Source organism: Nocardioides sp. (assembly GCF_024509035.1).
Taxonomy (GTDB): Bacteria; Actinomycetota; Actinomycetes; order Propionibacteriales; family Nocardioidaceae; genus Nocardioides.
Window position 1 is genome coordinate 1 of sequence record NZ_JANINT010000004.1, and the last position, 14,682, is coordinate 14,682.

Sequence of the window (14,682 nt, forward strand, 5' to 3'; positions counted from 1 at the left end):
AGGTGCTGATCCTCACCGGTGACCGCGACTCGCTGCAGCTGGTGACCGACCGCTCCACCGTGCTCTACCCGATGCGGGGCGTCTCCGACCTGGCCCGCATGACGCCGGCGGCCGTCGAGGCCAAGTACGGCGTACCGCCCGCCCGCTACCCCGAGCTCGCGGCGATCGTGGGGGAGACCTCCGACAACCTCCCGGGCGTGCCTGGCGTCGGCCAGGGCTACGCCGCGAAGTGGATCAACCAGTTCGACGGGCTCGACAACGTCATCGCCCGTGCCGACGAGATCACCGGCAAGAAGGGCGAGGCGCTGCGCGAGCACCTCGGCGACGTGATCCGCAACCGTCACCTCAACCGCCTCGTCGTCGACCTCTCGCTCGACCTGGCTCCCGCGGACCTCGCCCTGCGCCCCTGGGACCGCCACGAGGTGCACACGCTCTTCGACGGCCTGGAGTTCCGGGTCCTGCGCGAGCGGCTGTTCGAGACGCTCACCTCGGAGGAGGAGATCGACGACTCCGGCTTCGACGTCGCCATGAGCGTGCTCGCCACCGGCGAGGTCTCGGCGTGGCTCGAGCAGCACACCACGGCGGGCGAGCGCGTCGGCCTCCATGTGGTCGGTCGGTGGGGTGCCGGCACCGGCGACGTCACCTCGCTGGCGCTCGCGACCACCGACGGCACCGCCGCCTGGATCGCCGCCGACCAGCTCGACGCGGCCGACCAGCAGGCCCTCGCCGGCTGGCTCGCCGACCCCGCCCGGCCCAAGGTGCTCCACGACGCCAAGGGGCCGATGCTCGCCCTGGCCGCCTGGGGGATGCCGCTGAGCGGGCTCGACCGCGACACCGCGCTCTCGGCGTACCTCGCCCGTCCCGACCAGCGCTCCTACGACCTGGCCGACCTGACCGTCCGCTACCTCAAGCGTGAGCTCAAGCAGGGCGGCGCCGACGACGGGCAGCTGAGCCTCGACGGTCTCGACGGAGGCAACGTCGGCGAGGTGGAGATGCTCCACGCCCGGGCCGTGCTCGACCTCGCGGCCGCGCTCGACGACGAGCTCGAGGAGCGGGGCGGCACCCGGCTGCTCAACGACATCGAGCTGCCGCTGGTCGACCTGCTCGCGAAGATGGAGCAGACCGGCATCGCCGTCGACACCGACCACCTCGAGGCGCTCGAGAGCCACTTCGCCACCGAGGTCCGCAACGCTGCCGAGGAGGCGTACGCGGTCATCGGCAAGGAGATCAACCTGGGCTCACCCAAGCAGCTCCAGGTCGTGCTGTTCGACGAGCTCGACATGCCCAAGACCAAGCGCACCAAGACCGGTTACACCACCGACGCCGACGCGCTGCAGGCGCTGTACGTGAAGACCGAGCATCCGTTCCTGCTCCACCTGCTGCGCCACCGCGACGTCATCCGGCTGCGCCAGACCATCGAGGGCCTGCTCAAGACCGTCGCCGGCGACGGCCGCATCCACACCACGTTCAACCAGCTGATCGCCGCGACCGGCCGGCTCTCGAGCACCGACCCCAACCTCCAGAACATCCCCGTCCGCACCGAGGAGGGCCGCCGCATCCGCGAAGGCTTCGTCGTGGGAGCCGGCTACGAGTCGCTGATGACGGCCGACTACAGCCAGATCGAGATGCGCATCATGGCCCACCTCTCGGAGGACACGCTGCTCATCGAGGCCTTCCGCTCGGGCCGCGACTTCCACTCGATCACCGCCGCCCGCGTCTTCGACGTCCCCGCCGACGACGTCACCAGCGAGATGCGCGCCAAGATCAAGGCGATGAACTACGGCCTCGCCTACGGCCTGTCGGCCTTCGGTCTGAGCCAGCAGCTCGGCATCGAGCCGTCCGAGGCCCGCGGCCTGATGGACGAGTACTTCGAGACCTTCGGCGGCATCCGCGACTACCTCGGCGGCGTCGTCGAGGAGGCCCGGCGCACGGGGTTCACCGAGACGATCAAGGGCCGGCGCCGCTACCTCCCCGACCTCACCAGCGACAACCGCCAGCGTCGCGAGATGGCGGAGCGGATGGCACTGAACGCCCCGATCCAGGGCTCCGCCGCCGACCTGATCAAGATCGCGATGCTCAACGTCGACCGGGCGATCACCGAGGCCGGGCTGTCCTCGCGGATGCTGCTCCAGGTGCACGACGAGCTCGTGTTCGAGGTCGCGCCGGGGGAGCGCGACGCGATCGAGTCGCTGGTCCGCGAGCAGATGGGTGGCGCGGCCGACCTCGCCGTACCCCTCGACGTCAGCGTCGGGTTCGGCCGCAGCTGGCACGAGGCAGCGCACTGACGCGACCCGGGAAGAGATTGAGCGTTCAACCTGTTGAGGTGGACATGAAGAAGATCGGCTTCCTCTCGTTCGGCCACTGGTCGAGCACCCCGCACTCGCAGACGCGAACGGCGTCCGACACGCTGCTGCAGTCCATCGACCTGGCGGTCGCGGCGGAGGAGGTCGGCGTCGACGGCGCCTACTTCCGCGTCCACCACTTCGCCCAGCAGCTCGCCTCGCCGTTCCCGCTGCTCGCGGCCATCGGAGCTCGCACCAGCCGGATCGAGATCGGCACCGGCGTCATCGACATGCGCTACGAGAACCCGCTCTACATGGCCGAGGACGCCGGCGCCGCCGACCTCATCTCCGGCGGCCGGCTCCAGCTCGGCATCAGCCGCGGGTCACCGGAGCAGGTGGTCGACGGCTACCGCTACTTCGGCTACCAGCCGGCCGAGGGCTCCGACCACGCGGCGATGGCGCGCGAGCATACCCGCGTGCTGCTCGAGGTGCTCCGCGGCGAGGGGTTCGCCGAGCCCAACCCGCGCCCGATGTTCCCCAACCCACCCGGTCTGCTGCGCGTCGAGCCGCACTCACCCGGTCTGCGCGACCGCATCTGGTGGGGCGCCGGCACCCGGGCCACCGCCGAGTGGACCGCCGAGCAGGGCATGAACCTGATGAGCTCCACGCTGCTCACCGAGGACACCGGCGTGCCGTTCCACCAGCTCCAGGCCGAGCAGATCCAGCGCTTCCGCGACGCTTGGAAGGCCGCGGGTCACGAGCGGGAGCCGCGCGTCTCGGTCAGCCGCAGCATCTTCCCGATCGTCAACGACCTCGACCGTGCCTACTTCGGCCAGGAGGGGAGCGGCCAGGACCAGGTCGGCTACATCGACGGCGGCGTGGCGCGCTTCGGCAAGTCGTACGCCGGCGAGCCGGACCGCCTGGTCGAGGAGCTCGCCCAGGACGAGGCGATCGCCGCCGCGGACACGCTGCTGCTCACCATCCCCAACCAGCTCGGCGTCGACTACAACGCCCACGTCCTCGAGAGCGTGGTCACCCACCTGGCGCCGGCGCTGGGCTGGCGCTGAGCCGGCCGAGTCGCCGACGTGTCAGCCCCAACCCGCACCGGCAGCTAGCCCGCGGCAGCCGGCTCCGGATCGGGCTCGTCGGAGGGCTTCGTCACGTGCAGGCTCACCGCCAGCAGTGCGGCCAACAGCACGGCGTCGACCGCGATCACGACGGTCAGCAGCCCGCGGAGCGTGTCGGTGGCCAGGCCGAGGCCGACCATCGCGACGAACGCGGCCCACACGAGGTAGACCGAGCGCTGCCCCTGGCGGGCCAGCACGGAGTAGACCAGCAGCTGGAGCATCGAGAGCACGGTGCCGAGGATCGCGTAGATCCAGAGATGGTCGGCGATCTCCCGGTAGCGGTCGCCGCCCACGAACACCAGGGCCAGCTGGGGGAGCAGGAGGGCGCCGGCGGTGGTCGCCGCGCCGAGCACAGCGACCACCCCGAGGCTCCCGGTCAGGGCTCGCCGCCGCTCGCTCATCGTCGACATCGACGGGAACGCGATGACCACGACGAACTGCGGAAGGAACAGCACGGCCTTGGTGAGGATCAGGCCGCCGGCGTACAGGCCCGCGTCGTGGCTGTCGAGCGCGTTGCGGGCCACCACGATGTCGGCGTTGGAGAGCGCGAAGAACGCGAGCAGCACCTGGGAGTTGAGCACCGACTCGCGGATCACCCGCCGGAAGCCGTGCTCCTGGCTGGCCACACCCGGGTCGCGGGGCCGGCGCAGCAGCCACCAGCCGGCGACGACCGGGGCGCAGGCGCCGAGACCGGTCCCGACCAGGGCGGACAGCTCGCTGGGCTCCCAGGCGATGAGGGCGGTGCCGATGACGATGCGGGGCACGCCGCTGAGCACGTAGAGCACCGACAGGGCGTGCCAGCGCCGCTCACCCTGCAGGATGCCCGCCTGGGCGCCCATGATCGTGAACGGCACGGACACCACCGAGACCAGGGCGGCGGTGAGCAGGCTGTCGAGCCGCAGCACGATGTTGAGCAGCGGTGAGATGACCAGGAGCAGCACGCCGAGCGCCGCCGCGGCGCGGTAGGTGACCCCGAGGATCGTCTTCTCGATCTGCGCCACGTGCGCGGGCTCCGCCGCGATGCGGCGAGCGGCGGTGGCCTGCAGGCCCAGCTGCAGCACGGTGACCACGAGCAGCGTCGCCATCAGGCTCGCCAGGGCGCCGTACGAGCGCGGGCCGAGCATCCGTGCGGCGATCATCGTGAAGCCGTACGTCGCGATGTTCATCACCGCCATCGCGACGGCGATGACGCCGCCGCCGCCGAGCAGCTCGGTCAGCCGACGGGTAGGTGAGGCCACAGGAGGGAAGCGTATGCGAGACTCCCGGCCGTGACCGGCGGTGGTACGGCAGTTCTCCGGCGAGCCGCTCCCGCCGCCTGGGCGACCGTGCTCGCGGTGCTGCTCCTGGGCCCTGCTCTCGGCCGCGGCTACCTCCTCACCTACGACATGGTCTGGGTGCCCGACCTCGCCCTGCGCAGCGACTTCCTCGGTCTGGGGACCGCCCTGCCGCGGGCGGTCCCGTCCGATGCCGTCGTCGCGGTCCTCGACGAGGTCGTCCCCGGCATGCTCCTGCAGAAGCTCGTGCTGCTCGGTGCACTCGTGAGCGGTGGCGTGGGCGCAGCGGCCCTCGTCGGCTCCTCACTGGCGGCCCGACTCGTCGCGGTCAGCGTCTACGTCTGGAGCCCCTTCGTCGTCGAACGGCTCTGGATCGGGCACTGGCCGCTGCTGCTGTGCTGGGCGGCGCTGCCCTGGCTGGTCCGCGAGGGCGTCCGGCTGCGCGAGGATCCCCGCATCGGCACCGCGCTGCCCGTCTGGCTGCTGGTCGGCAGCCTGAGCGCGAATGCCGGCCTGATGGCGGCCGCCACCCTCCTCGCGGTGGGCGCGACCCGACGCTCGGCGCCACGGCTGGTCGCGCTGGTGCTGGCGGCGAACGCGCCGTGGCTGGTCGCCGGCCTCCTCCACGTCGGCGACGCGAGGAGCAGCTCGGCCGGCGCGGTCTTCGGCCTCGACGCCGAGGGACCCCTGCCGGCGCCGGTCGCCGCGCTCACCTCCGGTGGGATCTGGAACGCCGAGGTGGTGCCCGACTCCCGCACGCAGCTCCTCCTGCCGCTGGTGCTCACCCTCGTGCTCGGCGCGCTCGCCGTGGCCGGGTGCCGGCCGATGGCCCGCCGGCTGGGTCGGCGTACGACGACGGCTCTGGTGGCCCTGTGGGCGGCCGGGTACGCCGTGGCCGTGGTGTCGTGGGCGGCGCCGGGTCTCCTCGGGTGGTTCGCCGAGACCCTGCCGGCCGGGGGGCTGCTGCGCGACGGCAGCCGCTGGCTGGCGCTCTGCGCGCCGCTCGCCGCGGTAGCGGTGGCCGAGGGAGCGACCCGGTGGGTCGGTCGGGTCCCGAGCCGGTTCGCGCTGGCCGCGGCGCTGGTGCCGCTCGCATTCATGCCTGACGCCGCCTGGGGCGTCGGCGGCACGCTGCGTGCTGTCGACTACCCCGACGAGTGGGCCGTGGCGCGCTCCGAGCTCGGCGACGGCCGCGGTGACCTGCTGGTGCTGCCGTTCACGAGCTACCGGCAGCCGGCCTGGAACCACGACCACAAGGTGCTCGACCCGCTGCCGCGGTTCCTCGAGCCGAACTACGTCGTCAACGACCAGCTGGCCGTCGACGGCCGGATCATCGCGGGCGAGGACCCGCGGGTCCCCGACGTGCTGGCCGCGCTCGCGCTCCCCGGCCCGGGCGAGCGCGCCGACGCCCTGGGCGCGCTCGGCATCGGCGCGGTGGTCTGGGATCGCTCCCATCCGGTGCCCGGCTACGAGGCGTCGGTGGCGGGCACGGTGGTCCACCGGGGCGACGGCGTGGAGGTCACCCTCCTCGAGGCCCCGGTCGACGGGCGCGACACGCCGATCGGGTGGTGGGCCGCCCTCCTCGCGGCGTGGGCCGCCTACGCCGGTGTCGCGGCGGTGGCGCTCGTGAGCGTGGTGCGACGTGTTGCGCCTAGAATGGCTGTGCGACCGCGGGACCGGTGATACGGTCTGCGGTGTCCTAGGGAGGGAACACACGTGCAGGCATTCATCATCACCTTCGCGAGCGTGATCGTCGGCGGCGGTCTCGCCGGCGCGACGGTCGTGGGGCTCGTGAACAGCCAGACCGCGCCCCCGGAGAACTCCCCGGCCAACGTCTCCAACCCGGTGCTGGAGTACGGCGCCACCAAGTGACCTGAGCCGGCGCTCGCCGCTCAGTCGTCCGTGGCGTCCTGGTCGTTGACCAGGACGCCTTGCAGCGCCTCCGCCACGACGTGTGCGAAGGCGGCCTGGGAGTGCGCCCACGTGAAGCCCTTGCTGTGGCGGAACGCGCCGTCGGCGAGTCGCTCGCGCCCGGGCCGGTCCCGCAACAGCGCGCCGATCGCCGCCGTGAGCTCGGCGGGGGAGTCCACCAGGACGCCGGACACCCCGTCGACGATCGACTCGCGGGTGCCGCCCGCGCTGGCGTAGGCGACGGTGGGCGTGTGGTGCGCGGCCGCCTCGCCGACCACGAGACCCCACCCCTCCTTGAGGGAGGGCAGCGCCATCAACCAGGACTCCTCGTAGATCTCCTGCTTGCGCACCTCCGACACGTGGCCCTCGAAGACCACCGCTCCTCGCGCCACCAGGGGCGCCGCGTAGGCGTGCAGCTCGCTCTCCCACCAGCCGCTGCCGACCACGCGCAGCCGCAGGTCGGGGAACTCCTCGAGCAGCGCGGCGACGGCGTCGATGGCGTGCTCGACCTGCTTGTGCGGGACCAGCCGGCCCACCACGCAGATGGAGGGGTGGGGCGACTTGCGCGCAGCGACCCGCATCACCGGGTCGGTGCCGTTGTGCACGACCGCCACGCGCGGCCCGGTCACCCCGAGCTCGCGGAGCTCGGCCCGCGTGGCGCGCGAGACCGCGACGTACTGGCGCGACCGGTACAGCCGGGGAGCGAGCCGACTCTCGACCCACCAGCCGACCCGCCCGGACAGGCCCGGGTAGACGACCGGCCACTGCTCGCGGTGGACGTGGTGCACCAGCACGATCACGGGCTTGCGCGTCACGAGCGGGGTGAAGAACGGCAGGCCGTTCTGCACGTCCACCACGACGTCCACCCGGCCGAGCCGGCGGCGCAGCAGCGCCCACATGCCGAGGGCGTAGACCGACAGCTTGCCGCCGCGACGCACGAACCGGATCCCGTCGACGACCTCGTCGGGCGCCGCGCCGGCGTAGGCGACGCAGAAGATCGTGACCCGGCAGCCGCGTGCGACGAGCCCCGCGGCCATCTTCTCCAGGTACCGCTCCGCGCCGCCGCCCTCGGGATTGCGGGTGTCGCGCCAGCTCAGGAACACGATGTGGCGCCCCGCGATGGTTTCGGACGTCGGCACCCGGCGAGGTTACCGGGTAGTTCGGATATGGTGCGCGACATGCCATGGACCGCCGATCTTCGTCGGTCCGTCCGCCTCTTCTCCGACTTCCGGGTCGAGCAGAGCGACCCCGCGCGGTTCTATTCCGCCCTCGCCGAGGACTCGGTGGGCCAGCTCTCGGGCTACCGGGACCTCGCGGGTGCGACCGTCCTGGACGTCGGCGGCGGCCCGGGCTACTTCCGCGACGCGTTCCGCCGGGCCGGGGCGACGTACTGGGCCCTCGACGCCGACGTCGGCGAGCTGTCGGGCACCGGCGAGATCGCCGCGGGCACCGTGGTGGGCGACGGGATGAACCTGCCCTTCCAGGACGGCTCGGTCGACGTCTGCTACTCCTCGAACGTCCTCGAGCACGTGCCGCGTCCCTGGGACATGGCCGAGGAGATGCTGCGGGTCACCCGGCCCGGAGGCATCGTCTTCATCTCCTACACGCTGTGGTGGGGGCCGTGGGGCGGGCACGAGACGTCGCCGTGGCACTACCTCGGCGGTGCGCGGGCGCGTCGTCGCTACCGCGAGCGACACGGGCACGAGCCCAAGAACAAGTACGGCGAGTCGCTGTTCCCCGTCACCGTCCGCGACGGGGTCGCCTGGGCGCGGCGCCAGCAGGCGGGTGAGGTGCTCGCGGTGATCCCGCGCTACAACCCCCGGTGGAGCTACTGGATGTCCCGGGTCCCGGTCCTCCGAGAGGTGGTGACGTGGAACCTCGCCCTGGTGCTGAGGAAGCGCTGACCGAGCCGGCGCCCCTCGGCGCGGTGACGCGGTTCCGGCTCCGGGTGGCCGCGAGCTGTGTGCTGCTGGTCGGGCTTGCCCTCGTGCAGTCGCCGGGACTGCTGGTGGCGGACACCAAGCTGGACCTGGCGGTGTCGCCCGGCCGCTTCCTCCTCCGTGCCGTGCACCTGTGGGACCCGATGGGCGCCTTGGGCCAGCTCCAGAACCAGGCCTACGGCTACCTGTGGCCGATGGGCCCGTTCTTCCTCGGGGGCATCGAGAGCGGCGTGCCTGCCTGGCTGGTGCAGCGCCTGTGGCTCGCGCTGGTCCTGTGCGTCGCGTTCGTCGGCGCTGCCCGGCTGGCCCGCGAGCTCGGCGTGCGCTCGGACCTGGCCTGCCTCCTCGGCGGCTTCGCCTACGCGTTGTCGCCGCGGATGCTGAGCACGCTCGGCCAGATCTCGATCGAGGCCTGGCCCAGTGCGATGGCGCCCTGGGTGCTGCTGCCGCTCGTGGTCGGCTCGACCCGCGGCTCGGCGCGGCGGGCCGCGGCGTGGGCCGCGCTCGCGGTCGTCATGGTGGGCGGGGTGAACGCGGCCGCCACCTTCGCCGTGATCCCGCTCGGTGTGGTCTGGCTGCTGACCCGCGGCCGCGGCCGTCGACGCACCACATTGCTGCTCTGGTGGCCGGTGTTCACGGTCCTGGGCACCCTGTGGTGGCTCGTCCCGCTGTTCGTGCTGGGCGCCTACAGCCCGCCGTTCCTGGACTTCATCGAGTCCGCCTCCAACACGACCTTCCCGACCACGCTGTACGACGCGCTCCGGGGCACGTCCAACTGGGTGGTGTACGTCGGCGGCACGTCGCGCGCCGGCAACGACCTGATCCGCGACCCGGTCGCGATCGTCAACAGCGCCGCCGTGGTCGTCCTGGGACTGGTGGGCCTGCTCCAGCGGCGCAACCCGGAGCGGGTGTTCCTGTGCCTCAGCGTGCTCCTCGGCATGGCGATGGTGACGATGGGGCACACCGGCGCGGTCCAGGGCTGGTTCGCCCAGGACCTGCAGTCCGCGCTCGACGGTGCGCTGGCCCCGCTGCGCAACGTCCACAAGTTCGACCCGGTGGTGCGGCTGCCGCTGGTGCTGGGCCTCGCGTGGGCGGTCGACGCGCTGGTGGACAAGCGGCGGCAGGCGCCGGCACCGGACGCCGATCGCACCACCGCCGCGCTCGACCGCGTGACGGCGTTCGGGCTCGTGCTCGCATCCGTGGCGGCCGTCGCCGGGGCTGCGCTGCCGGCAGCGCTGGGCCGGATCACCCCCACGGGCGGCTTCGTCGCCGTTCCCGACTACTGGACCGACACGGCCGACTGGCTGGAGCAGCGCGCCGCGACCGCGCTGCTGCTGCCCGGCTCGTCGTTCGGCGACTACGTCTGGGGGTTCCCGCAGGACGAGCCGCTCCAGTCCCTGGCCCGGAGCCCGTGGGCGGTCCGCAACGCCGTCCCGCTGACGCCGCCGGGCAACATCCGGATGCTCGACGCCATCGAGGCGAGGCTGACCCAGGGCTACGGCTCTCCGGCGTTGGCGTCCTACCTGCGGCGCGCCGGCGTCACCCATCTCGTGGTCCGCAACGACCTGACCCGCGGCGGCGACGTCGCCGACCCGGTGCTGGTCCACCAGGCGCTCGCGCAGTCCGAGGGCATCTTCCGGGTGACGTCGTTCGGACCCGAGATCGGCGGGTCCGGCCACATCGACACCGAGGACGACTCGCGCATCGTCGTCAACGGCGGTTGGCAGTCCAGCTACCCGGCGATCGAGGTGTACGCCGTCGCCGGCGGCGCGACCTCCGGCACGGCCCGGACCAGCCGGGTGGCGCCGGTCGTGGTCGGCGGCCCGGAGGACCTGCTGGACCTGACCGAGCTCGGCGTGCTCCACGACGAGCCGACCCGGCTCGCCTTCGACGTGCCGACGGAGGAGGACCCGGGCGCGCCTGTGGTGCTCACCGACGGGCTCCGGGCGGTCGAGCGCCACTTCGGCCGGCTGCAGGACGGCGCGTCGGCGACGCTCGCCCCCGGGGACCCCCGTCGTCTCGGCAACCCGACCCGCGACTACCTCCCCGAGGGATCCGACCCCTGGGTGACCTGGGCGCGCTACGACGGCATCGCCACCGTGTCCGCGTCGTCCTCTCGTGCCGATGCCAACAGCCCGGGCGCCGTCCAGCGCGGCGAGCTGCCCTTCGCCGCGCTCGACGGCTCGCCGCAGACCCGGTGGCAGGCCGCGACGCCAGGCACCGACACCTGGTGGCAGGTCGACCTGTCCGCCCCCCGCTACGTCGGCGAGGTGACCGTGACCGCCGGCCCCGACGACCGCGAGGTGGTCCGGGTGGAGGCGGGGGACGTCACGTCGGACCCGGTCACGGTCCCGGCGGGCTCGCGACGCACGATCCGGCTGGGTGCGGCGGACGCGGAGGCCGTGCGGGTCGTCGACGCCTCGGGGCGCAGCGGCCACCGGATGTCGCTCGCCGAGGTCAGGCTCCCCGGCGTCACCGCCACCCGGTCGCTGGTGCTGCCGCCGGTCCCCGAGGCGTGGGGGACCCCGGCGCGGATCGCACTGAACGCAGGCTCCGACGCCCGAACCGGCTGCGTCGAGCTCGAGGGCTCGGTCCGCTGCGTGCCCGGCCGCGACGTCGTCGGTGAGGAGCCGCTCGGCTTCCGCAGGGTCGTGACGCTGCCCCGACCGGCGACCTACGACCGCCTCCGGCTCCGGGTGAGCGGGCGGGTGGGGCCGGCGCTGCTGGACCTCCTCGGCAAGCGGGAGCTCGGGGTGATGACGGCCTCGTCGAGCAGCAACCCCGATCTCCGGTCCTCGGCGCTGGCGGCGATCGACGGCGATCCCGGGACGACCTGGTCCGCCGCGCTCTCGGACCTCCACCCGCAGCTCGACCTGCGCTGGCTGGGCGAGCGGACGGTGCGTGGGCTGTCGCTGCGGCTGCTCCTCGACGCCGATGCCCGCCTGCCGAACGAGCTCGTCCTCACCTGGCCCGGCGGCCGGCGCACCGTCCGTGTCGACGACGACGGCGACGTCCGGTTCCCACCGATCCGCACGGACCGCCTCACGATCGGCGTCGAGGAGGCCGACCCCGCGGTCGACCTCGACTTCGACCGGTCGGCCTCGCCGGTCCCGATCGGCATCTCGGAGCTGCGCGTGCTGGGCGTGCCCACCTTCCCGACACCGTTGGCCGACCGGACCGTCCGCACCCGCTGCGGCGACGGACCGGACGTGACGATCGACGGCACCACGTTCCACACCCGGGTCCGTACGACGGCCACGGCGATCTTCGAGGGCCGCAGCGTGCCCGCGCGGATCTGCGACACCGCTCCCGTCGAGCTGCCGACGGGCGAGAGCACGGTGTCGGTGACCGCGTCCGAGCTCTTCACGCCCGACTCGCTCGTGCTCTCCGACGGCCTCGCGTGGCTCTCGGGCACCACGGCGGCGCAGGTCGACGAGGCCTCGCCGGTCGACCTCCGCGTGCGCCCCGACGCGTCGGGTGGCCTGTTGACGGTGCACCAGAACCTCAACCCCGGCTGGGCGGCGCTCCAGGACGGCGAGCCGCTCACGTCGGTGGAGGTCGACGGGTGGCAGCAGGGCTGGGAGCTCGCGGGCGACGGCGAGGTCCGAGCCGGGTTCGAGCCCGACCGCGCCTATCGGGCCGGTCTGCTGGGCGGCGCTGCGGCCCTGCTGCTCCTCCTGGTGCTCGCCCTGGTGCCGTCGCGGCGCCTCTGGGTCGGAGCGTCGCGCCCGGCGCTCGCCCCGGGGCGGATCCCCGCGGCGGTCCTCGCGGTCGTCGGTCTCGGTGCCGCCGGCGTGCTGGCCGGAGGGGTGGGCCTGGCCGTCGGCGCCCTGGCGATCGCGGCCGGGGCCGCCTCCGCACGACGTGCGGGGCTCGCGACGATGCTGGTCATCCTCGCCATGGCGCCGGCGGCAGCGGCGTACCTCTGGCGCCCCTGGGCGAGCCCCCACGGGTGGGCCGGTTCGCTGGCCTGGCCGCACTACCTCGTCGTGGCGGCCCTGTGCCTCGTCCTTGGAGCGCTGCTCGAGCCGCGGCGACCGAGGTTGCGCAGGCGCATCGCCGGCCGCTCGACCACCCGGTAGGCGACCTCGGAGGCGGCGAGGCTGAGCGTCACCGTCAGCGCCCAGATCTGCCAGGTGTGCCCGCCGAAGAGCTCGAAGCCGATGCCCTCCATCACGAAGTAGAGGATCGGCAGGTGCAGGCAGAACACGCTGTAGGAGACGTGGCCCAGGTGCCGCGGCAGGCGGGCTGACATCAGCCGCGCGTAGCCGCCGGCGGGCGGCCGGAGCCCGCTGACGACCACCAGGCCGCCGATGACGGCGTAGAGCAGGCTCTTGGTCAGCGCTTCGGCGTCGGTGGCGACGTAGAGCAGGGTGGGGCCGGCAACCGGGGTGGACGCGACCAGCATCAGCCCGAGCGCCAGCGCCCAGCAGACCCCGGGCGACCCCTCCAGCGCCTCCAGCAGCCGCGTCGCGCGCCGCGGTCCGCCGGCGGTGGGGCCGGCCTGGCGCAGCACATCCGCGAGCGCCAGCGCGAGGCCGACCGCGAACCAGCTGAGGTACGCCGGCAACCACTGGGCCGGGGAGCCGTCGCTGTGCGTGCCGAGCGTGGCGACCAGCTGGAGGTGCCACCAGCAGCTCACGGCGACCATGGCGGCCAGCACGATCCCGACGCGGGCCGGTCGCAGCCGCCGGTGCGTGCGCCCCAGGGCGAGGAGCATCAGCAGCGGGAGCACGGCGTAGAAGGACACCTCGACCGCGAGGCTCCACATCTGCGTGAGCCCCTGGGGCAGGGATCCGGTCAGGTAGATGTCGGTCAGGGTCAGCGAGCGTGCCCACTCCGCCACCCCGGCCGACCGGTTCTCGGGGATGAGGGACAGCGCGAGCACGACGGTGACGACGTAGACCGGGTAGATGCGCAGCACGCGCTTCCAGTAGTAGCGCCCGGTCGGGGGCGGCGCGACGTCGAGCATCCGGCGGGCGAAGTGCGGCCGGCCGAGGAGGAAGCCGGAGAGGACGAAGAAGATCGCGACGCCGACGTCGAGGCGCGAGAGCAGGTCGCCCCAGCTGCCGTTGCGCACGTAGGCGCCCGACTGGAACGCGACGTGCGTCGTCAGCACCGCGAGCGCGCCCACCGCGCGCAGCGAGTCGAGCACCGGGAACTCCGGCGCGACCTCGACCCCGCGCGACCTGTCCTCAGCCGTCACCACGGCTCTCCTCCTCCGTGGACGGCTGGCCCACCTCGATCGAGTCCACGCACACGGCGGCACCCTGGTCGAGGCCGCTGAGCCGTACGGTGCCGAACCGGCCCTCGACCTGGGCGTAGAGCGAGTGGACCCCGCGCTCGACCTGGACCTCCTCGGTGGAGCGACCGGCGCTGATGGTCATCGTGGAGTCCTCCGACGCGAGGTAGCCGATCCGGATCCACCAGCTCCACTCGAAGGCCGTGCTCCGCAGCGGGACCGACCGTCCGGGCGACCGGACCAGCCAACCGCAACCGGGGTCGGGACCGGTCCGGGAGGTCACGCTCGGTTCGATCCAGGCCTCCTGCAGCCGGCCCTCGTCGGTCACGACGCTGAGGTCCTCCGACCAGGTCGGGAACCGCAGGTTGTCGGTCACCAGCGGCGCGAAGCTCGCGAGCCTGTTGTCGGGCGCGAGCAGCCCGGAGACCACGTCCTCGGGCAGGGTCCGGTCGGCGACGGCGACGGTGCCGGTCTCCGCGACGTCGTCGCGGAGGTTCGCCAGGAACGTGCGACCGCCGTCCTGGTCGTTCCACCATCCGACGTAGGTCAGGCTGCTGGCCACGCCCGAGATCGCGACCACGGCGGTCACCACCGCAACGGCGGGCCCCGGCACGACCAGGTCGAGGCGCGAGCGACGTCGCGGCGTGCTCGACCCCTCGGCTCCGGGCAGGTCCAGGAAGGCCAGGCCCACGCAGAGCGCGAGGACGCAGGCCACGTCGGTCAGGTAGCGGTACTCCCGCCCGATCGCGGCGCCGAACGGCGCGACCCGGGCGACCACGACCAGGGCGCAGAGGACGCCGAGGTAGCCGGACAGCAGGGCCCAGGCGCGCATCGTGCGCTCGCGGCGCAGCGCGCCGTAGAGGACGACGAGCACGATGACGACCCAGGCCAGGTTGACCGTCCAGG

10 protein-coding genes are annotated in these 14,682 nt (G+C 73.2%); 6 read left to right on the forward strand and 4 right to left on the reverse strand.

Annotation, left to right across the window (positions count from 1 at the left end):
- On the forward strand, positions 1-2,285 hold a 2,285-nt coding region (gene polA / locus Q0L15_RS00235), incomplete at its 5' end, for a DNA polymerase I (RefSeq protein WP_296601379.1).
- Positions 2,286-2,329: 44 nt separating this feature from the next.
- Positions 2,330-3,349 (forward strand): LLM class flavin-dependent oxidoreductase, encoded by a 1,020-nt coding sequence (locus Q0L15_RS00240; protein WP_296601394.1) that lies wholly within the window; start codon positions 2,330-2,332, stop codon positions 3,347-3,349.
- Positions 3,350-3,393: 44 nt separating this feature from the next.
- Here Q0L15_RS00240 and Q0L15_RS00245 read toward each other — a convergent pair whose 3' ends face one another.
- Complete coding sequence (locus Q0L15_RS00245) at positions 3,394-4,647, reverse strand: oligosaccharide flippase family protein (RefSeq protein ID WP_296601381.1); 1,254 nt, start codon at positions 4,645-4,647, stop codon at positions 3,394-3,396.
- A 30-nt stretch (positions 4,648-4,677) separates the two neighbouring features.
- Here Q0L15_RS00245 and Q0L15_RS00250 point away from each other — a divergent pair, with 30 nt between their 5' ends.
- Together Q0L15_RS00250 and Q0L15_RS00255 are read left to right on the forward strand one after the other, a co-directional pair.
- On the forward strand, positions 4,678-6,366 hold the full coding sequence (locus Q0L15_RS00250) for a hypothetical protein (RefSeq protein ID WP_296601382.1): 1,689 nt from the start codon (positions 4,678-4,680) through the stop codon (positions 6,364-6,366).
- A 33-nt stretch (positions 6,367-6,399) separates the two neighbouring features.
- Positions 6,400-6,555 (forward strand): hypothetical protein, encoded by a 156-nt coding sequence (locus Q0L15_RS00255; protein ID WP_284537210.1) that lies wholly within the window; start codon positions 6,400-6,402, stop codon positions 6,553-6,555.
- Between the two features lie 20 nt (positions 6,556-6,575).
- Here the strand turns inward: Q0L15_RS00255 and Q0L15_RS00260 are convergent, their stop codons facing one another.
- A complete protein-coding gene (locus Q0L15_RS00260; protein WP_296601387.1) occupies positions 6,576-7,733 on the reverse strand; it encodes a glycosyltransferase family 4 protein in 1,158 nt (385 codons plus the stop codon).
- 39 nt (positions 7,734-7,772) lie between these two features.
- Here Q0L15_RS00260 and Q0L15_RS00265 point away from each other — a divergent pair, with 39 nt between their 5' ends.
- Both Q0L15_RS00265 and Q0L15_RS00270 read left to right on the forward strand, forming a co-directional pair.
- On the forward strand, positions 7,773-8,498 hold the full coding sequence (locus Q0L15_RS00265; protein ID WP_296601388.1) for a class I SAM-dependent methyltransferase: 726 nt from the start codon (positions 7,773-7,775) through the stop codon (positions 8,496-8,498).
- Entirely contained in the window at positions 8,465-12,616 is a 4,152-nt protein-coding gene (locus tag Q0L15_RS00270; protein ID WP_296601389.1) for an alpha-(1->3)-arabinofuranosyltransferase, read from the forward strand. Before Q0L15_RS00265 ends, Q0L15_RS00270 begins: the two co-directional genes overlap by 34 nt.
- Here the strand turns inward: Q0L15_RS00270 and Q0L15_RS00275 are convergent.
- Both Q0L15_RS00275 and Q0L15_RS00280 read right to left on the reverse strand, forming a co-directional pair.
- Positions 12,514-13,740: an acyltransferase gene (locus Q0L15_RS00275; protein WP_296601391.1), complete on the reverse strand. Its 1,227-nt coding sequence runs from the start codon at positions 13,738-13,740 to the stop codon at positions 12,514-12,516. The two genes, Q0L15_RS00270 and Q0L15_RS00275, sit on opposite strands and share 103 nt — an antisense overlap.
- A partial coding sequence (locus Q0L15_RS00280) for a hypothetical protein (protein ID WP_296601392.1) occupies positions 13,730-14,682 on the reverse strand: 953 nt, incomplete at its 5' end. The genes Q0L15_RS00275 and Q0L15_RS00280, both read right to left, overlap by 11 nt.